The organism is uncultured Prevotella sp. (genome assembly GCF_946407605.1).
Classification (GTDB): domain Bacteria; phylum Bacteroidota; class Bacteroidia; order Bacteroidales; family Bacteroidaceae; genus Prevotella.
Genome location: NZ_CAMJOS010000017.1, coordinates 1 through 20384, shown reverse-complemented (window position 1 = coordinate 20384; position 20384 = coordinate 1). Strand labels below are relative to the sequence as shown.

General features: G+C 50.3%; 10 protein-coding genes. 3 read left to right on the top strand and 7 right to left on the bottom strand.

Annotated features, from left to right (window positions below):
- Positions 1-117 precede the first annotated feature (117 nt).
- From Q0R57_RS08525 to Q0R57_RS08495, 7 genes are all read right to left on the bottom strand, one after another.
- Positions 118-1239, bottom strand: coding sequence for a hypothetical protein (locus Q0R57_RS08525; protein ID WP_294746024.1), 1122 nt, complete (start codon positions 1237-1239; stop codon positions 118-120).
- Positions 1240-1279: 40 nt separating this feature from the next.
- Complete coding sequence (locus Q0R57_RS08520) at positions 1280-1813, bottom strand: hypothetical protein (protein WP_294746021.1); 534 nt, start codon at positions 1811-1813, stop codon at positions 1280-1282.
- Between the two features lie 727 nt (positions 1814-2540).
- The gene (locus tag Q0R57_RS08515; protein WP_294746018.1) at positions 2541-2678 is read right to left on the bottom strand and encodes a hypothetical protein; all 138 of its coding nucleotides are present in this window, start codon (positions 2676-2678) and stop codon (positions 2541-2543) included.
- A gap of 17 nt (positions 2679-2695) precedes the next feature.
- Complete coding sequence (locus Q0R57_RS08510) at positions 2696-3598, bottom strand: fimbrillin family protein (protein ID WP_294746015.1); 903 nt, start codon at positions 3596-3598, stop codon at positions 2696-2698.
- Positions 3599-3629: 31 nt separating this feature from the next.
- The gene (locus Q0R57_RS08505) at positions 3630-4394 is read right to left on the bottom strand and encodes a hypothetical protein (protein ID WP_294746011.1); all 765 of its coding nucleotides are present in this window, start codon (positions 4392-4394) and stop codon (positions 3630-3632) included.
- 46 nt (positions 4395-4440) lie between these two features.
- Entirely contained in the window at positions 4441-13737 is a 9297-nt protein-coding gene (locus tag Q0R57_RS08500; RefSeq protein ID WP_294746007.1) for a LamG-like jellyroll fold domain-containing protein, read from the bottom strand.
- Positions 13738-13894: 157 nt separating this feature from the next.
- Positions 13895-14896 (bottom strand): helix-turn-helix domain-containing protein, encoded by a 1002-nt coding sequence (locus tag Q0R57_RS08495; RefSeq protein WP_294746004.1) that lies wholly within the window; start codon positions 14894-14896, stop codon positions 13895-13897.
- A gap of 363 nt (positions 14897-15259) precedes the next feature.
- Between Q0R57_RS08495 and Q0R57_RS08490 the strand changes: the two genes are divergently transcribed.
- The 3 genes from Q0R57_RS08490 to Q0R57_RS08480 all read left to right on the top strand — a co-directional run.
- Positions 15260-16822, top strand: coding sequence for a glycoside hydrolase family 30 protein (locus Q0R57_RS08490; RefSeq protein WP_294746001.1), 1563 nt, complete (start codon positions 15260-15262; stop codon positions 16820-16822).
- 10 nt (positions 16823-16832) lie between these two features.
- On the top strand, positions 16833-19676 hold the full coding sequence (locus Q0R57_RS08485) for a hypothetical protein (protein ID WP_294745996.1): 2844 nt from the start codon (positions 16833-16835) through the stop codon (positions 19674-19676).
- A gap of 29 nt (positions 19677-19705) precedes the next feature.
- On the top strand, positions 19706-20384 hold a 679-nt coding region (locus Q0R57_RS08480; RefSeq protein ID WP_366516840.1), incomplete at its 3' end, for a beta-galactosidase.

Below are 20384 nucleotides of genomic sequence, written 5' to 3'. Positions count from 1 at the left end.
TTCTGAGAGTTCTTCTTTGCTGACCACAATGGTGAACGAGTCACCATCGACTCCGTCCTGTTACATCTTTCATATCTCTCCTCATTTTTAGATTTATTGTTGGCTACAAAAAAACACCTACTGAAGGGTGAAATCACCTGTCCATGAAGACGTGCCATAGCTGCCATTATTTGCATAGAACGAGTATTTGCCTGAAGTACTGGTGTAGAAATCCAGAGAATACTTTTCTTGCTTTGTACTAGTATAAGAACTGTAGCTTAGATAGATGATAATGGTGGCAGTAGTGGTACTCGTACGCTGATATGTGGCGTATATCTTCTCGTATTTAATAGAACCGCTGTAGCTTGTTATGGCTACGGTGTTGCCAGTCTGTGCGCCAAACTTAAACCAAGTATCAGTAGCATAAGGCACATGCAGCGTCATATACGCGATACTTGACGGAGCTTCTGCCGAACTGCTTCGTGAAAAGTCTTCAATTGTAAATGTACCGTTTACGGCTTCGCCCTTGGCCGTTCCTCCATCTTCTGAAGTAAAGGTAAGATCAACTGTTTTAGTGAATGTCCCTGTAGTTCCAGTCCAAGTATATGTTATGGTAGCAGAGTTAACACCATTTTTCGAGTATGATGCGCTGACGAGTGTGAATGGTGTAGTCATTTTGCTGTACTTCATATCAACGGAGTAGTTGGATAGAAAGTACAAATCAAGACTATAAGAGTGTAGACCTATGTGAATATGCTTCTCTGCAACGTTTGAGGGTGCATAGTCGGTAGTAGATCCACCATTGCCAGAACCATTGTCGTGGTATTTCTCGCAAATGTATTCCACATTATCAATACTGATGACCATTTCTTCTGACGACAGGCTCTTTACAAGCCATCTCTGAGAACCAGACTTGATGGTCGTATATCTGACATCAAGCTTTCCTCCATATGGGTTATAGCTGTATTCGAAATAGATATAGTCGTCAGTTTCTGCAATAAAATCCTCAGAGGAATAGCTGTAATTAAAATGTTCTATCAGTCCTATGCCGTCTTCTGCAAAGCCTATGATTACAGCCTTCTGCTGATCGTCAGAAAAACCAGTCCAAATACCTTGCAGTTGATTAACATCACCAATCGCATATTCATAATCGTCGTCATCTCCTGTTTCGTCATCATCCTTATCGCCACATGCAGCAAAGGGTAATGACAGCATCATGCCGAATAGTAAGAAGAGACTTGATTTAATCCATTTTTCCATAATCTTAGGTTTTATATCAAAATATTAATGCGTCTATATTTTAAAATGCTATACCAATACCACCATATAATCCATAACGGGTACCTGCGGCATAGAGACGAACTTTCTTGATATTGAAACAGAGAAGTCCTCCATAATCGAAGCCACTGATCTCATCCTTCACCTTATAGGAATTTGTGATACCCGTTTGTGAGTTGATTCTGTAATTAGAACCGTCAGTAGTACCATTCTTTACTGATGCATATCCTACAACTGGGATAATGCTGAGCCAATTCGTCAGCGGAAACTGGTAGCCCAAATGCGCGCCTATAGAAGTCTTTTCGTTTTCATGTTTATCGACATCTGTACTTTTCTCATGAGCACGAGGCATACCAAGAAAGTCAACATATATGCCATAAGCTGTGAAATTGAGACCAAAAGCACCATAAGACAAATCGTCATATATGCCCAAAACACCGCCAATAAGGCCTATCTCGTATCCTTTATTAGCATCAAAACCATCTCCTTGAAGCAATTGTGCCTGAGACTTTAAGCCAAAGGCTACCATTAGTAGTAAAACAATAATCTTCTTCATGTCCTTTATGTTTTAAAGTTAATAAGTTCGCAGCATATTTATACGGGGGCAAAGATAAAGAAAAAAAATTGAAAGTGCAAGTCTTTGGGCAAAAATATTTGAAATAATCCTAACTGATTATCTCCGCTGATTCCGTTTCTTGAAAATCAGGGGGTCGGTTCTTTCAGTCGCTACGCTTAGTGAAAGCGGCAGAGCCGAGCGCTCCTGATTATTTTTTGACGCGAATATTTGGGGATAAGAGAATATGTTTGTACCTTACTGTCTATCAGCCGGCGCCCTTCTGAAAATCCTATCACCATCTGTCGCCAGGCCCCCTTCTAAAGTCTCACCCCCTCTTATATCTGTCCCCCTTTAGGGGGACTTAGATATGAGGGGGAGGCTTCCAGAACCCCCAATTTAGAATGTGAGCCGAAGGGACGTCATCTACGACCCGTTCCGACGTTTGTTTCCATCCGTTCCAACGTCATCTACGACCCGTTCCGATGATACTTTAGGGGGGTAATGTATCGCATCTACGAACGCTAAGTGACGCTCCTTCGGGTGAAAGAAACGTCCCGGACGACCCGAAAGTGACATACCTTTCACAAGTCGGCCACGGGCTACCACTGTCAGTTACATGAAGCATGGAAGGTATCTTCATGATGGTGAAAGTATATTTGAAGCATCATGGGTAGTTTTTATCTTCGAACTGATCAAATCTTTGTCTTTGAAATCACAGTTACTATGTTTACTCTTCATCACCTCCAATTACCTGTTTCTCCTCTTGGTAATAGCCATTCAGGTTGTAACTGCCTGCCTCCAACAATGGATGGTGGGGGAGGTTGACAATACACTCGATTCTGGGTGCTTGATATGTTTTTTTCATTGTGTCATCAATTAGAATTAAAAAATCTTGTTACCACTACCGTCGCGTAGGCCGGTACCTATAGAGATCTCTATGGGATAGCTTTTGCCTTTTTCAAGTGTCAATGTGAAGGGGATGTAAGCATCGCCACTGAACGTTTTGGCACCAGTGATGTTACATGTCATCTTGATATAGCAGTTGCTGGGTTCCCCTGATTTATCCCATCCTGTCAGCACCTGCGGAATCAAGAAGAGGTAGTCGGTGCTTTCTTCGCTTGGCAGCCGTTTGGGCGTCGTGGTAACCACCATGTCCACAGCGGTGTTGAGCGTGTAGCTGGTTGGCGTGTTCAAATCATCCCAACTGCTATCGCTAAATTTGTAATTGCCTTTGCTGTTGACGTTACACAGCTGCACATCACTGACATGTATGGTATAATCTGCCAGCTTTGCCGTCTTGGCAATGGTGAAGTACACGGCAGCACAGGCATGGTCGAAGGTCAGGTCCACACGACCATTGTTAGCACTCTGACTAGTGGTAGTGGAAGCCACCAGCAAGTCGCGCTGCGAGTAGGCATCACTGCTCACCGTAAAGCTAATGAACGGGTTACCACCACCCGCATTGTACTCGCCACCAGTATAGGCACAGAACAGCACATCATCTGTCGACGATACTCCTATTGGCCAATAGTCAGGCGACAAGCTCCACGTCGTGCTGCCTTTCGTAACCGTATAGTTGGTATTTTTACCCACCATGTAAAATGGACTAGTCACTGCTGTGGCAATAGCTGTTCTCGTTTGCGTGCCATCAGGGTTCGTCATGGGATTTTCCGTCACATCCACGCTGATGGGCAGTTTCTGTTCTGGCATTGTTTCGTCGTCTGACGAGCAGGCCACCATGAGACATGTCGTGGCCATCGTTATCAAAAGAATCTTTGTCTTCATCTTAAACTTTGAACTATGAACTATGAACTATTTAAATTGTCATGAGAAAATTGATATGCTGCTGTCCCACAGTAATCGTACTGTCAGCGGTATAGACGCCTCCCTTGTCGGTGCTGTAGTAGCGCACTTGCATGATTTCACCCTCTGCACGTGCAAAGATGGTGAAGGGTATGCCCACCTGTCCGACACCGCGACACTCGTCGCCCACGAAGACTGCCACCTGGTCGTCGGCCATAACCGTCGACAGAGAGTTCTGGCGCAGCGTCACCGTCAACTGTCGCTGTACGGGATATTTCGAGCTGCCGCTAAGCAGGGACGGCATAAAATCGCTGTCGAAGCCTAAGGTACGATCCGGCACGAAGGTGTCGACATCCTGTAAGGTAAACAGCTGTTTCTGCTGTGCGCTGTAATAGCTCAGAGTGAGCGGTGCCTGTTGGTCGGCACGGTTGCCATAGACCCTCAGCAGGAAATAGTAGCCCTTATCCTCTGAGCCGTTTCGATTACTGCTCATACCCCTGCATTCATCACCCACGAATACGGCCATGCAGTCATCGTCCGACGAGGTGCCAGCCAGTTCGTCCTGCAGATATACCTTCATAAACATGTCGTACTCATATTTCGAATAGTCAGGGCTTGACCAGTCAGGCTGCTCGTCGCTGCTGGTCTGATCAACGTGCCAGTCGGGTTTCTGACCAGCTATGAACTTGGCACTGCCGTTACTGTCGCTGTCGTCTGACGAGCAGCCCCACGCCATGGTGAGGGCTGCCATCAGTATCATGATCTTACTTGTTTTCATCTGTCTTAAATCTATAAACTATGAACTGTGAACTATGAACTATAAACTATCTAACCACTTTTTTCTTACCGTTAAAGATGTACACACCATTCTTTTTCGGTGCCTTCTGTAGCTTGATGCCCTCCAGCGTGTACCAGCCCTGCTGTGTCAACTGGTCTGTTGGCACGAAGCTAATCTGTGTAGGCACTTTAGGCGTACCTATCACGGCGTTAGCCTTGTAGGTATTCAACTCGCCCGTAGTGGCAATTATCTCTCCACCACGCTCAATGGCAAACGACAATGGCACGTCCTCTTCTCCCTCAATGCTGAGGAAGAATACGGGTTGCGTGGTCAACGATTCTGCCGCAGACATCATCACAGCTTCGCCCACGGCTTCACCTCTTGCGTAAGCCACCAGTCGGTCACCCTCTTCGAGTGTTACACCCACAGCCTCAGCAACCATGTTCATCGTGGTAGCGAAACGTGAAGCTTTGCGCTGAGGAGCCAGTGTGGCACTACCGCCAATGGTTGCCCCAGGTTCTACGTACGGATAGCAGAATGTTGTATTATTATCGGCTTTACGGTAGAGTTTGTAGCCCTCGCCGGGTTTCATGTAGCGCAGCGAACCAATCCATTCACGCGTGCCGTTGGCGCCCTCGGTGAATATAGCAAACTCATGCTGGTTCTTAATGAGATCGCCGTCCTCGGCATCGCTCCAGTAGTCAGCCAGTGCCGTATTCACTGGCAGGTTGGTCATGGGTGTATAGCCTATGCCGTTCCAGCCATTTTTGACGGTAATAGTGCGCAAGTCCACATCTTTCAAGGCAGAACCTGTCACCTCCACATCGACATCCTTGCTCACCTTGACGCGATAGAGCAGTGAAGTGAACGGAATACTTGTATCTGATTTTGGCTTGTCACTATCACTAGTCCAGTTAGAGTCGTTGTACGTGTACCATACATCGTCGGTGGCGATGATGTCGCCATTTTCCCAGTTGAAGGCGGGTTTCCATGCGGCATCTCCTACTTCCTTCAATTTCTCGGCATAGACATTGAACGAAACCCAGTTCCAGCCTGGTTTCAGGTGAATGCTCTGTATATAAGTATCTTTTGCTGTCATGATGACAGGGTCCTTGACAGTGCCTACAACCTTGTCTGCTTCGAATGTGATATCCGTCTCTGTCTGAAGCGTCATGGTCTTACCCGTGTTGTAGTGCCACAGACGGAAGGTGAAGGGCGTTGTGCCTATGCTCGTTTCTTGTTTGTCATCATTGTCATAGACGGTCAGGTAGACCAGTGCCTGGCCCTTATCCTTGTCATAGTCAATATGGGCTGTACCTCGGCAATTGTTATTGGCATCAAAGGCTGCCACGATGTCGCGGCTGTCGGTGACAATGACGTCGGCCATCTTCACCACGCCAGTGATGCTCATCGACTTCTTCATAAGATTCGGATCGACGGTCCACTGCGGCTCTTCGCCCTCAACGGTGAAGTAGAGCGTCAGGGGTTCGGCCAGTCCGTCCTCGTCAGTCAGGTAGATAATCTCATCGTAACTACCCACATTCAAGTCGGGACCAATGGTCAGCACCACCACGTCTTCAGACTGCGGTTCAATGATGTCAGTGGTCTTGCTGGCACTCATCCATCGCGGCATGTTCTCGATGGTGTAGGTATGCTGACGACCCATTGTGTTCTGTATGCGCAGCTCTATCTCCTGTATCTCGCCGCTCATCCACTGTCGACGTATCGTCTTCTCGCTCCATCTCAGCGGGTTGCGGTCCACGAAAAAGGTTGCTGTGAAGGGCGACGCCATATAGTTACCGTTCATGTCGGGTATGTCGGACACGGTGACGTAGAGGTTACGCTTGTTGATGCGGCTCTCGTGTTCGTTGATGTTTACCATCAGCTGGTTGTCGCGTCCCACGAAGTCGAAGTTCAGGTTCTTCAGTTCCTTGAACAACTGTACGGGTGCGCCTACGCTCTTGTCCACGCGTTTCAGCAGCAGTGCTTCGTTCTCGTAGAACACGGTGTCGCGTTCGTCCGTCATGTTGCCGTCCATATCGGTATGTATCACCTTGTTCAGGACGCATGGCTCCAGCACAATCTGGTTCTGCGAGTCGCGTTCCTGCAGGCTGAAGCTCAGGTAGGTGATAAGTCCTTTCTCAGTACCCAACGGTGCCTTCATGCTATAGCGCTTGATAAGACTGTAGGGCAGAGCCTGTGAGAAGAGTCCTACCTCGTCCACATAGCCCGTCAGCGGGTTTGCCTGGTTCAGCGTGTCACCTTTCAGCCATACCTTGTTGCCCAGGTAGAAGTTGTCGCCCGTCATACCGCCCAGGCTGTCGGTGCGGAAGGTCTGGCGCAATACACGGTCTACGTAGATATTGGCAGTGTTGTGGGCACGGTCCACAGTCATGGCGTAGTGATGCCAGCTGTTATCGTTGAAGTTTTTACCTAATGAGTACTCATGACCATTGGTGCGGTATTTCAGTGAATTGTTCTCAATTCCAATGAAGAAGCTGTTGCGGGCGTTCGTTTCATCTTTGAGGCCTAGGCCTGCACCGTTGCTGATGAGCGTTCCGTCCTGGGCCGTCTTAAACCAGAACATCAGCGTGTAGTCAGCCTCAGCAGTACGGCTGAAGTATTTATTCTTCAGCTTCAGTCCATGCATCTTATTGCCGTCCACCTCGGAGGTCTTCTTGCTATCCAGATATAACGACATGCCGCGTGGCAGAGCCCATGTGGCACCGTTCAGCTTCAGATGTGCACCCTGTGCCTTGTCCTCAGCATTGACACCTTCGCCATCGTCCATAGGATAGTAGTCCACCAGTCCCATCTCGTAGCCCGTCAGTTTTCTCATGCCGTAGTTGGCAAAGAGCGTGGCATCCATGGCGCGGTTCCATACACGACCTTCAAGCATGCGGCCAGAGTAATACTGGCGATTGCCGCTGTTGTCCTTGGTCGTTGTACCAAAGATGAGGGTGCCGCTACCACCATAGGTAACATCTTTAAACTGGGCCATCAGCGTGTCGTTGTAGAGTCGCAGTTGCTTCTTGTCGTTGTCCAGTACCAAGGCCACATGCTGGAAGCCTGCCGAGCCGATAGCCTTCGTGCTTATATATTCGCTATAGGTTGCATCATCCTTTGACGACTTTATGATGGCTTTCAACTTGCGATCCTTCGTGAGCCACAGCTCCAGGCGCTGGCCTTCAGTGCCTGTGACGCCATGAGCAAAGAGCGGCATATCCTGGCATGTGTCGTCAGGCTGGATAAGCATCTCCACGCTGATGTTCTTGTCGGCGAAGTTACGCTTGGCCTCACTCTCGGCATAGCCCGTACCACTGAACAGGAGCGAGGTCTCCTCCTGGATATTCGTCTCGTTGGTCTCGCCCATCACCTCGAAGTTGGTGATGCCACTCAGGTAGTTGTGCTCAATAGCCTCCGAGAAGTTGAAGGTGATGTCGTCGCCGGCTCCAAGGATGCCATTCTTGGGCTCTGGCTGTCCGAACAGACGCGGACGGCGGGTGTCCTTGATGCCCGAGAGCACCTTCGACGACGAGGTCAGATATTCGCTACCATTGCGTACGAAGAGCACTGCCCGCAGGTCGTAGGCCTTCTCCATCTCCACGCCGTCGCCATAGAAGTGGGCAGTGATGTTGCCGTTCTCAGGTATCTTCTCCTTCGTACCACTGGCCAGTGCCATGAGTGAGTCGTTAGCATAGTAGGCACAGAGGTTGGTCCAGTAGTCGTCGCCACGTGTGCTCTCCTTATACTGGAACTCTATGTGGTCGAAGTTCTTCTGGTTTTTGTCGAAGCCGCTGATGATGACTGGCATGAAGTAGCCGCGTGAGTCGGTGGCGGCATCGGTGTTCATAATCCATTTGTCGCCAGGGCTTGATATGGCTATCGTGCCTGCTGTACGCAGGAAGTGTACGCTGAACTGTGCCTCCTGGAAGGTGGCGGCATCGCCTAACGAGCGGATGCCGATACGCAGGTTCTCGTAGTCGAAGTCCTCGCTGGCATACACCTCCAGTGTCTTCTCCGTCACCTCGCCGGGCACCACCTTCACCGTACGCAGGTCACCAGTCATCGGCATGCCGTCGAGCATCAGCTTGGCACCCTGGGCGTTCGACGTCTCGTCCATATACAGACCAAAGTAGCTGTAGGCCGCCTCGGGCTGTTCGCTCTCGTTGGTCAGGTATATCTTGAAGCGGGCAGGTTCGCCGTAGGGCACACCGCTCACGCTCTGCTTGTCCAACTTGATGATGGGGTTCTCAATACGCTTGGTAGCCTGGTCGAGCACCGTACCTGGCTGATAGAAATAGGTCTTGCGCTCACCCTCGTAAGGTCGGCAGGTGGCACCTCCACGAGTGCGATACACGAAGCTGCGGGCATACTGCCATTTCTTGGGGTCAAAATGGCGATCCAGATACTCATAGTCGTAACCCACCTGTTTCAGGAAGTTATCATTTGTGAACACATCCATCAGTTGCAGCGTGGTGCGGTTCTCATCTGCTTTAGTATTATCCAGCGAGTCCTTTCCTGCTACGGTCTTGACACGATAGACGTCAAAATCGATGTGGCTCTTCGGGTCCATGCTGATGCTAAAGCTCTCGCGACGGTTGAACTGTTGCGATTCCGTGTTGACAGGCGTGATGTCGTATTGGAAGACAGGAGCAATTGAGAAGGAGAATTTGAAAGTAGGGAACTCCGCATTCCATGTTGGTGAGAAATCATCCTCCCCAGCGTATCCTTCGGCAGTTTCCTTTTGTGTATTCCCATTATAAAGTTTTTTGTATATCAGATTCCCAAGAACCGAACCGAAGAATGTGGCGAACCATTCTCCTGCTTTATCACTACCCTCATTGCCATGGAAAGCATCAGTGGCTCCATTAGAGAAGGGCCATTTGTTCATCTTGCTATAAGAATAGGCACTGGTGAAGTCCTCAGTATAGCTGGTGGTAGAACCACCATCCACGTCGAAATTCTTCACTAGTTCGGTGGCATTCAGTTTCTCCTGCTCATTTTGGGCAATAAAACTCATCCAGGTAAGGATGGCTTGAAGATGCTGCGATAGTCTGTCTGGAGTCTTTTCCTCCCAGCTGCTGGGATAGAATATCTTATAAGGGTAACTATCGGTGCCCTGCGGAACATTAGAATCCTCCAACCAATAGATTGGCTCGTTTTTAGCATTTGCCGCAGCCTGAGCCTCTTCCTTCGTACCAGTAAACAGCATGGACTGGCATTGTTCCACCAGTTCAGGGATGAGCTGCTTGATGATGTACTGCTGCGAGTGGTGGAACACGGATGTGACGGTGTCACCGTATGCAACAATCTCGTCGCGCACAAGATGCACTATGCTGTCGTTCTGGTCCTTACCACGGGCTATCTCCACCATACGGCCTGCCTCCAGTTCACCTTTCAGTTGGTTAAACATACTGTCAGGCAAGGCTCGGATGGCTACGGCAGGTTTCGCAAAGATGTTGGTCTCCATGCCGATATACACGTCAGCATCAGCACCTACCATCGTCGGCAAACTGCTGGTGGCAATATCTTCGGTGGTGGTAATGGCGTAGGAGAAAGCACGCTGTCCGCTGCCTGAGAACACCAAATCCAAGTTAATAGGGAACTGCTTCAACGTAGAAATAGGCCAGGTATAAGTCATACCTCCTCCAAAACCGGCCCATGCACCTTGATAAGCAGTATAGCCAGAACCAAACGTAAAATTAAGGCTAACTCCTGCCGCCCACTTCAGGTCCATCGTGTAGGCATATTTCAGCGTAGAACCTCTACTGATTTTAGCCGATGATGTGGCACCGGGCGGGTCGCGCAGGATATCGACGAGACGTGGAGTATTGATACTCAGAATATCCTGAGCACCTGGCTTATAAGACACGTTTAACACATACGCCCGCAGCGGCTCGGCCTCGAAGGTGGTGCCGTCCAGCGCTAATGTAAAGCTGACGGTGCGCAGGGCCTGCTCGCCAGTAAGCATATAGGGTGTCTGTGCGGCTCGCAGTGAGTAATAGGCCTGTCCCTGGTCGTTGAGCGTCACCTCCTCACGATGGGTGGCACTGATCATCTGGTTCTGTATGGTCACTTTACCGCCGGAAAGGTACACCACATCTCTCTTGTCGGATTGGCGGTCGTTGTTCCAATAATAGGTCTCCTGGGCTGAAAGCTGCAGCGTATAGCTGCGATCAATATTGAACACGGGGTATCCAAAGGCATAGCAAGTGGTACCATCTTTTTTCTTGTAGACCAACGATACTGTTGCCTTATCACCAGCTAGGTTCTGAGCCATATAGTTCTTCTCGCCAAAATAGTCGAGCGTATCCTTGACAGTCTGAAGCTGTTTGTAAGCCAGCTCCACGGGAGCATGATAGATGCGATTGTACTGGGCGTAATACTTGGTGACGGGATTAATGATGGTTTTGCCATCACAGTCAATATATGGGCCTGCTACCGTATCCTTATGCTCGGTCAGCGAGTCCGTCAGGTCTATCACGTCGCCCGTCTTACCCTCTTGGAACAGAGTGGCATAGCCCTCTGCCGTAATCTGTGTAATCTTCCAGGCTACAGGGGGCAACTGCACGCGATATTCACCAGTCTCAGCATCGGGCCGTATCTCAATGCGATGACGGGTGGTGTACATGCGGGTCTTGTGGTTGTCCTGCTGACCATCACGATGTTTGAACTCCTCATTGCGCTCGGTCAACGAAGGATGAGTATTGTCATAGACCAGCCATGAGGTGTGGTCGCCTTCCAGCTCCATCACTATTTTCAGGTTGTCACCCAGGTTGTTACGCGACAGGGAGTTGTCCAACGGCAGGTCGCCCTGGTCCTTACCACCGGCCACACGGCCTATAAGCGTTACACGCGTCTGGTCGTAGAAGTAGAGGCCTGCCACGTCTTGGGTGATATTGGCCGTATAGGTGCCCTTTTTACCAAACGAGTGACCTTTCTTCACGGCATTAACGGTATGCTGACCCTGGAGCGTCCAGAAAGAGAACTTACCCTCATAGTCGGTCTCTATAGCACCTTGTACTGAACGCACTTCGTTACCGTCCACAGTGAAGCCGACACCCTTCACGGGAATGCTGGTACCCTCGTACATCACATAGCCCGAAATGCGGTAGCCCTTGGTGACGGTGAACACCAAGTCGCTCACATCGTTGCCACCGGCATTGGGAGTAAAAGTGGCAGGTAGACCACCGGCACAGTCGTCGCGCAGATCAGTGCTGGGAATACCGATTACAGACACGGTGTACGTGCCGGTAGAGCCTCCGTAGTATGACAGATTCTTCACCTCAAAGTAGCCGCTCGCGTCGGTCTTAGTGGTCACCTCTCCGGAAACGCCTGCCTCGGCAGGTGCTACGGCAACCGTGATATTGGGTATGCCCGTGCCGTCAGCAAAACGCACGTAGCCCTCTAGACGTCCCCACTGATCGCAATAGCCAGACACGGTTTGGGTGCTGTCTAGTATTAGCGTCTCACAGTTGGTCACCGAGCGCACAAAATAGTCATAGGTCTTGATGGGTGATACAGTCTTATCCTCATACTGCATATCAGTGAGGTTGGTGGCAATGCATTCGAAGTCGGTTGCACCTTGGATGCAGCGGAACACCTCGAAATAATCTACAGGCTTTGTGTTATTCTCCAATTCCCATCCTAACAATACAGAGCTATGCAAGGTTGTTGCCTTTAGGCCGTCCTTTTTAATATGGCCTAATGCCCTTTCGTCGTAGTATTGAGGAGCAGTATTTTCAACTACTAATTTATTATGAAGCCACGGTGTTGTAATGCTGTCTAACCGCAAGGCAAACTTATAATATACGCAGGAACGGGGCAGCGTGAATTCAATGCTGCGTTGCTGGCGTTGTTCGTCAGTAACCGTCTGCGTCAGGCTATCTTTCGGATTAGAATTATTATCCTTACTATAGATATAGGTGATGAGCGATAATTCTCCGCGACTGTCCCAGATGCCGCCGTTGTCTTGCCACGTAATAGTCACCTTACGGTCATCCTGGTTGGTCTGACTTGATTTCAGATTCTTCGGTTCATAACCCGTGACATTACTAACATCTACTTTGATAGAATCCACTGTCGGGTTCTTTTTCCATCCCCACATGGCTGTACCAGCGCGGCATATGCGATACTTTATTATGCCTTTAGATTCCATGGAAGTGATGGCCTTATCGTCAAAGTATTCGTAGGTATCTAGCGTATCGTCAAAGGATACCATTGTAAGATCCTCGTAATCAGTTTGACCTGGCAGCTTGCGCTGAATCTGGAACATATCGCCTGGCAACAGATCACGGAACTCTAGATTGTTGACATCCCACGTCAGTTTGATAGAACCGCCCTGAAGTTCAGAACTGAGATTATCAGGCTTATGAATCATGGGCAGAGAGTCGGGAATCATTTTTGTGTATGGTCCGCTCACCGTCGTGGGGCTATTTACCGGTGCGTTGTAAACAGTAGAAAGCTGGATGGTGGGCTCGTACTTGAGAGAGTCGTAAGAAGTGGTAGCATCGACTTTGAGCATCATATAATTGCCAGGCTGGTCGGAAACACAATCGAGTAGCTGCTTGCCCGCCTTGTTATACAACTTAAGGCTATCGATGGTATTGCTACTCACTACGGGAATCATCATCTTACCCTCGTCGCCCGCTTCCGTACAGGGAACAGGGTCGTAGGCATCCAACGTTATATCGTCACCAATGGTGAATGTACAAATCTCTTTTTCTCCATATTGTTCGTCCCAGTAATTATTATTTCCATCATGGCAACTCATTTTGCCACTATAGTAGAATGTCACCTCCTGGCCTACCATGTGAGTAGGATAGTACCACTCGAATTCCACGTATGTGGTTTCTGTCAACGACTGACGTTGTCTGATTGGAGGGTACCCTTTTATCTGGGTCAGCGACCCGTTGGTGCTCAAGAACATCAGAGAACTACCATGCTGGTCTTCATTTTGGGCATTTATCAAATAATACTGATAATAGGCATGATAGTCTCCCTCGGTGTTATTTGACCAGACACCAAGGAAATTACACATCTCCGGCTCACTCTTTCCCTTGGGAATGTATTTTAACCTGATGTTTGATTTACTGCCATCAAGTTGGATGGTCTTCCAATGTGCCAGGCCATTTGTGTCCATATAATCGCAGCAGATGGCCACCCTTATCTTAATCACGCCAGGCGACGTGTTGGTAAACGTAATGGCATTCTGCATATCTCCATTAACATACAAATCTTCTGCATGCACCTGTGGCATACCGAAAAATAGCGCAATGGCAACCAAGAACAAACTGGTACACCAATGGCGCGGCCGTTGTGATTGAATAATTTTTGTCATAACTATTGTTGAATTAATGATTATTGTTTATTTACTGCGATATTTTGCGTGCAAAGATACTAAATAATATTAGTACGGGCGCATAAGGGGATGTTGCAATATCGGGAAACAGTGTTGCAAATCTGCAAAACACTGAAAAAGAAGAGTTTATGAGATACTAAAGAGTGGCAACAAATTCAGATGGAGAACTGCCCATGAACTTCACGAAGTTGCGATAGGCGGCAGTACGACTGCGGAAACCAGCCTCGAAATAGAGCGTCTTATGGTCTTGCTGAGGGTTGAGGCGCAACTGTCCGGAAACGAAGTCGATGCGCTTCTGGTTCATATAGTCGTTGAATGTCAAGCCAGTGTGCTCACGGATGATACGGCCCACATAGTAACGGTTGGTGCCTACGGAACGACTCACCGTCTCAACCGTGGTATTGGGATTGCGCCACTCCTCCCATTCATCCATCACCTGACAGATGCGAGGCCAGTAATCATCCTCATCTTCCGCCTTGCCGTCAGCCTTATCAGTCAATGAAGGCTCTGAGGGCTGTGGTTCTTTCTTGGCAGGAGGCAGAAGTCTGACGACCAACTCAAAATAGAAAAAGAAGATAGAAGCACATAAACCCCACAGCATGTGCAGGTAATAGAATATCTGATGGTTGGTTAGCACATTGGCATAGAAGAGAATGGCGATACCTTGAGCGAGAATTGTAGTCCTACGAATCCATTGGTAGTCGGCACTCGACTTACGCCAGTTGTATGGGATGAAGAGCATTATCAGGGAAAAGATGGCCAGAAGAACAAGGCAAAGCAGGCGTAGCAGTACGTCAAAATCACCGATATGTGCCCATAGATCAGTCCACGAATGCAGTTCGTGAAACTGCAATCCGAACAGCGGTGGCAGCGTAACGAGCAACGCGGGAAGGAAGATTAGCGCCAGCCACCGTCCACGCAGTTCACGAGGGCGTATCACTTCTATCGGATAACATATTATCAGAGATATGGCCCAAAGTCCGCCAATTGTCAGAAAAGGCACCAAAAGTTGGGTTGACTGTTCAGTCAGGTCATGTCTGATAGCCGTGACAATATAAGACGAGACACCCAAAGCCATCATGAAGTAAATAACAGATAGATAGGTACGCGAACAGTCGGGCACCTCTTTTCGCTTCATCCACAAAAATGTGCCAAAAATCAAGCTTATAGTCAACCAAATGCTGGCTAAGATGATGGTTATATATTCGTACATGGTTTATGTCTTGGTTCGCTATATGATTTAAACGACGCCACAAAGATACAAAGATTTTATGAACTGACAAACAAAAGTGGGAAAAAACCTTGCGTATTCAAAAATAATTTGTAGTTTGCGAGTACACAACGGATTTAGAGTTCTGTGAAAAGTCAGTTACATAAAGCATGGAAGACATCATCATGATGGTGAAAGTATATTTTGTCTTACAAAAATATCGTAATTTATTTTGCATTTCCCTCGCTATTTTGTATCTTTGCAGACACAACCCAACATCAAGACTTACTTATGAGACAAGCACTGACTCTGGCACTACTGACAGTTGCCATTGCCGCGCAGGCACAGACTTACACGATTAATCCGAAAAGCCCGCAACAGACCATCGAGCATTTCGGAGCTTCTGACGCATGGTCTATGCAGAGCATCGGCCTGTGGCCTGAGGAAGAGGCCCAGCAGCAGATTGCCGACTGGCTCTTCTCCATGGAAACCGATGACAACGGACAGCCGCGAGGCATCGGCCTCTCGCTATGGCGTTTCAACCTGGGAGCAGGTAGCGCCGAGCAGGGCGACTCCTCATATATCAATAGAGACACACGTACTGAGTGTTTCCTGAGGTTTGACGGCACCTACGACTGGAGTAGGCAGGCTGGTCAGGTGAAATTCCTGAAGATGGCGAAGGAACGTGGCGTGCCGAAGATCCTCGCCTTCTTGAATTCGCCCCCCGTCTATTTCACGGAGAACGAGTTGGCCACGAACACTGGCCGAGGCGGCACGCTGAACCTGCGCTACGAATGCTACAATGCCTTTGCGCAATTCATGGCATCGTGCATGGAGGGACTGGAGCGCGAACACGGCATCCACATCGACTATATCTCACCTGTAAACGAGCCCGATGGCCATTGGAACTGGCAAGGTCCCAAACAGGAAGGCTCACCAGCCACCAACTGGGAGATTGCCGAGGTGGCCCGCAGAACGGGAAAGGTCTTTGCTGAGAAAGGGCTCACCACACAGATCATGGTCAACGAGTCCAGCGACCTGCGCTGCCTCTTAGGCATCTATAAGACCTCATGGGAGCGGGGCAACGCCATTGCGGCGTTCTGGTCGAAGGACAGCACACAGACCTATCTGGGCAACACGCCCAACGTGCCCCGTCTGATGCTGGCCCACAGCTACTGGACGAACACCCCCGTGAACTATATGAAGCGCATTCGTCAGGAGCTGCGTAAGGAGTTGAAGAAATACGGCGTGAAGTTCTGGCAGTCGGAGATATGCATCATGAGCAACGACGAAGAGATTGGCGGCGGTGGCGGCTATGACTTCTCTATGAAGACGGCACTCTATGTGGCACGTATCATCCATCATGACCTCTGCTATGCCAATGCCGAGAGCTGGTCGTGGTGGCGAGCCTGCGGCGGCAACTATAAGGACGGGCTGATCCGTGTGTTTGAACAACGCAGGCGGCAGCCGCGCCGACAGTCTCAGGAGCAGGTACAGCAAGGAGCCAAGGCTCGCGACAGCCGCCTGCTCTGGGCCCTGGGCAACTACAGTCGTTTTATACGTCCTGGTGCCGTGCGCTACGACGTTGACGCCAAACAGAAGGAAGACCCCTACGGCGTGATGGTCTCTGCCTATAAGAACGCTGACGGCACGTGGGTCGTGGTGGCCATCAACTACAGCGAGCAGGAACAGCCGTTCTCCTTTGCCGTAGGCGACAAGCAGAACCGCCAGTGGCAGCCTTACCGCACCAGCGATGTGGAGGGTGAGACGCTGAAACCGATAAATGCATGCGACGGTGTTACGACGCTGACGCCAAGAAGCGTTACCACGTTTGTTGAAAAAACAAAGATTTAATCGACATAAAATGAAACGGATATTGTATCTTCTCTCTTTGCTGCTTGGCAGCCTCACCGCCCAGGGTCAGACAGGACTCGAGGCCGTGAAGGACATACTGGAGCAAGCCCCCGTACAGGAGAAGGTCTATCTGCATTTGGACAACCAATGCTATTTTAAAGGCGACACCATCTGGTATAAGGCTTATGTGGTGCGCGCCGACAACCTGACCTTTACCAACATGAGCCGCATACTCTATGTCGAGCTGGTATCGCCCGACGGCATGGTAGTAGAGCGACAAAACATCATCGTCTCGCCCGATGGCTATAGCGATGGTAACTTTGCCCTGCAGGACTCTATCTATTCGGGTTATTACGAGGTGCGTGCCTACACCCGCTGGATGCTGAACTTCAAGGTGTCGGAGCATGACTATGGCCACAAGGATTATGAGAACTTCTATAACCGCCAGATGGCACAGGACTTCTTCCGACAGTTCGAGACCGTCTATAGCAGGGTGTTCCCCGTCTATGAGCGGCCGCAGGAGCCTGGCGACTATGCCGGTAAGTATATCGTGAGTCGTCCGAAGACACGTCTTGAGAAAGAACTCAAGCAGAAGCTCTTCGTCAATTTCTATCCTGAGGGTGGACACCTCATTGCCGGACAGACATGTACGGTGGCCTTTGAGGCGGTGGACGAGGATGGCGAGCAGCAAGACGTCAAGGGACAACTGCGCATACCCCATGTCAAGGATAGTATAGTCACCATCAGCACCACCCATCAGGGACGCGGCGTCTTCACCGTCAAGGTGCCTGAGAATGGACGACTATCGGCCCGCTTCCCATGGCGCGGCAAGGACTATACCTTCGACCTGCCAAAGACCGAGAAGGCCGGCTGTGCCCTCCATCTCGACGCCGTGGGCGAACAGCTGAAGGCCGACCTGCAGCTGGGCGGACTGCCCGACTCCACAGAGCTGGGCGTTGCCGTGCTCTGTCGTGGTTCGCTGCATTATTTCCAGACCATCAAGGGTAGTACCGTCCTTACCATCGACAAGGCGGCACTGCCTACCGGCGTTAACGACCTGCTGGTGTTCGACGAGACGGGACAGTTGCTCTGCGACCGCCTGTTCTTTGTCAATCATCACGACTACGCTGAGCAGACCATCACCGTTGACGAAGGCAGGAAGATCTACGAGCCCTTCGAACAGATAGAGCTTCATTTCCAGGCCCCTGCCGATGCCCGTCACCTCTCTATCTCAGTGCGCGACGGTGCCACCGACGAGCCTACCTACGACACTGGCACCATGCTCACCGACCTGCTGCTCAGCAGTGAGCTGAAGGGTTTCATTGCCTATCCCGACTATTACTTCGAGGCCGATGATGTCAAGCACCGGCAGCACCTCGACCTGCTGCTCATGGTGCAGGGCTGGCGCCGCTACGATTATCACGAGATGACCAACGGACAGCCGCTGCGCTACACCCCGGAACAGAGCATGACGGTGGAAGGGTCGGTCTATCCCACCATCGAGAACCGAGAGTTCGAGCCTGAGGAAGTGCGCTACTGGCCCGTGGGCATCTTTGGCTATAACCCCAACCGTCAGGGCACGTTCGATGCGCCCAAGTCCGTCATGGACGATTTCTATAGGCGTCTGGGTGTAGAGATGCAGACAGAAGATGAGGAAGACCTGCCTCACGGCGATGAGATTGCCACGGTGGAGAAGACCATGGAGGTTATCAATGTGATGGACCCCACCTGGTCTGTCGGCCAATACTATCAGGCTGGTGGCGGGCTGAAGCATGAGGTCACACTCGAGGGTGAGCTGGTGTTCGACGATGATGTGGCAACGGTAAAGATGGAGACCGAGAATGGCGGACATTTCGTGTTTAACGTGCCTCCCTATTATGGTGAAGCCATCCTCTTCCTCAAGGCCTACGACACCGACATCAGCGACAAGAAGCTGCGACGCATCACCCATAAGGGCGTGCTTGACGAGGAGGCCATCCCAGAGTATTACGTCAAGCGCGACCTGTTCTTCCCTGTCTTTGCCAAGAAGTATGACTTCTACCAGTGTCACCAGCCAGAGGAGCAGGACGCCATGAGCACCATTGACGATGCCGACCTGCCCGAGGTGGAGCGTATCTCGAAGATGGACTCTAAGCTGAAGAACGTCAACGTCAAGGGCAAGCGCCGTCATGGTCGCCGTCGTATAGACTACAGCAAGCCTGCCTGTGTCTATGATGCTCAGGAGCTGTATAACCTCGCCACCGACCGCGGTCTGTCGTTTGGCATGTATGATCCCTACGACTTCCCCTTTAAGCTGAGCATGGCATTGTTGGGCAACTATAACAGCAACCAGCAGATGCACGTCATGGCACGTCTCAACGACGGCTTTTTGGTGCCCTATGTCTATTACCGCAACTTCGACCCGGGCATACCACTCGACCAGTTCCGTAGTGACTTTGTCATCAACCGCGATATCAAGTTGAACCGTCAGGATATCATCCGAATATATACCGACTTCGAGCTGCGCAACGAGGATAAGCGCGTAGAACAGCAGTCCAATGCTGCCGACGTCACCCTCGACTTCATCCTCATGCCCGAGGAGGGTAAGCGCTATACCTACCGTGACCGCCGACTCATCCTGCCCGGCATGTACGAGCCCGATGAGTTCTATCATCCCGACTATAGCCACCGTACGCTGCCCGACAGCGTGAAGGACTACCGTCGCACGCTCTACTGGAACCCCAATGCCCGACTCGACGATGACGGCACCTTCACGGCTACGTTCTATAACAACGGCAAGCAGACACGCATCAAGGTGACGGCTGCCGGACTGACCGATGACGGCAAACCCGTGTATTACAAGAAAGAAGAATAACTAACTATATACATTAAATCGAAACGACTATGAGAGTATTCAAACGTCTGGCCCTCGCGGCCATGCTGTTCACCGCCCCCATCGTGGCAATGGCAGCAAATGGAAAGCCTGGCACGTTTACCACAGGCAACAAGACATTCTTGCTTAACGGCGAGCCCTTCATCGTGAAGGCTGCCGAGGTTCACTACCCCCGCATCCCGCGTCCATACTGGGAGCATCGCATCCAGATGTGTAAGGCGCTGGGCATGAATGCCGTGTGTATCTATATCTTCTGGAACATCCACGAGCAGCGTGAAGGCCAGTTCGACTTCACGGGTAATAACGATGTGGCTGAGTTCTGCCGACTGGCCCAGAAGAACGGCCTCTACGTCATCGTGCGTCCTGGTCCCTATGTCTGTGCAGAATGGGAGATGGGCGGTCTGCCTTGGTGGCTGCTGAAGAAGAAGGACATCAAGCTTCGTGAGCGCGACCCCTACTTCATGGAGCGCGTGAAAATCTTCGAGGAGAAGGTGGGTGAGCAACTGAAGCCACTGACTATCCAGAATGGCGGCCCCATCATTATGATTCAAGTGGAGAACGAATATGGCTCATACGGCGAGGACAAGCCTTACGTCAGCGAGATTCGCGACTGCCTGCGCAGTATCTACGGCAAAGAACTGTCGCTGTTCCAGTGCGACTGGTCGAGCAACTTCGAGAAGAACGGCCTCG

Excerpts from the sequence above, each read along its gene's own strand:
- Q0R57_RS08525 (WP_294746024.1), bottom strand. The coding sequence starts at position 1,239 with ATGGAAAAATGGATTAAATCAAGTCTCTTCTTACTATTCGGCATGATG.
- Q0R57_RS08520 (WP_294746021.1), bottom strand. The coding sequence starts at position 1,813 with ATGAAGAAGATTATTGTTTTACTACTAATGGTAGCCTTTGGCTTAAAG.
- Q0R57_RS08515 (WP_294746018.1), bottom strand. The coding sequence starts at position 2,678 with ATGAAAAAAACATATCAAGCACCCAGAATCGAGTGTATTGTCAACCTC.
- Q0R57_RS08510 (WP_294746015.1), bottom strand. The coding sequence starts at position 3,598 with ATGAAGACAAAGATTCTTTTGATAACGATGGCCACGACATGTCTCATG.
- Q0R57_RS08505 (WP_294746011.1), bottom strand. The coding sequence starts at position 4,394 with ATGAAAACAAGTAAGATCATGATACTGATGGCAGCCCTCACCATGGCG.
- Q0R57_RS08500 (WP_294746007.1), bottom strand. The coding sequence starts at position 13,737 with ATGACAAAAATTATTCAATCACAACGGCCGCGCCATTGGTGTACCAGT.
- Q0R57_RS08495 (WP_294746004.1), bottom strand. The coding sequence starts at position 14,896 with ATGAAGCGAAAAGAGGTGCCCGACTGTTCGCGTACCTATCTATCTGTT.
- Q0R57_RS08490 (WP_294746001.1), top strand. The coding sequence starts at position 15,260 with ATGAGACAAGCACTGACTCTGGCACTACTGACAGTTGCCATTGCCGCG.
- Q0R57_RS08485 (WP_294745996.1), top strand. The coding sequence starts at position 16,833 with ATGAAACGGATATTGTATCTTCTCTCTTTGCTGCTTGGCAGCCTCACC.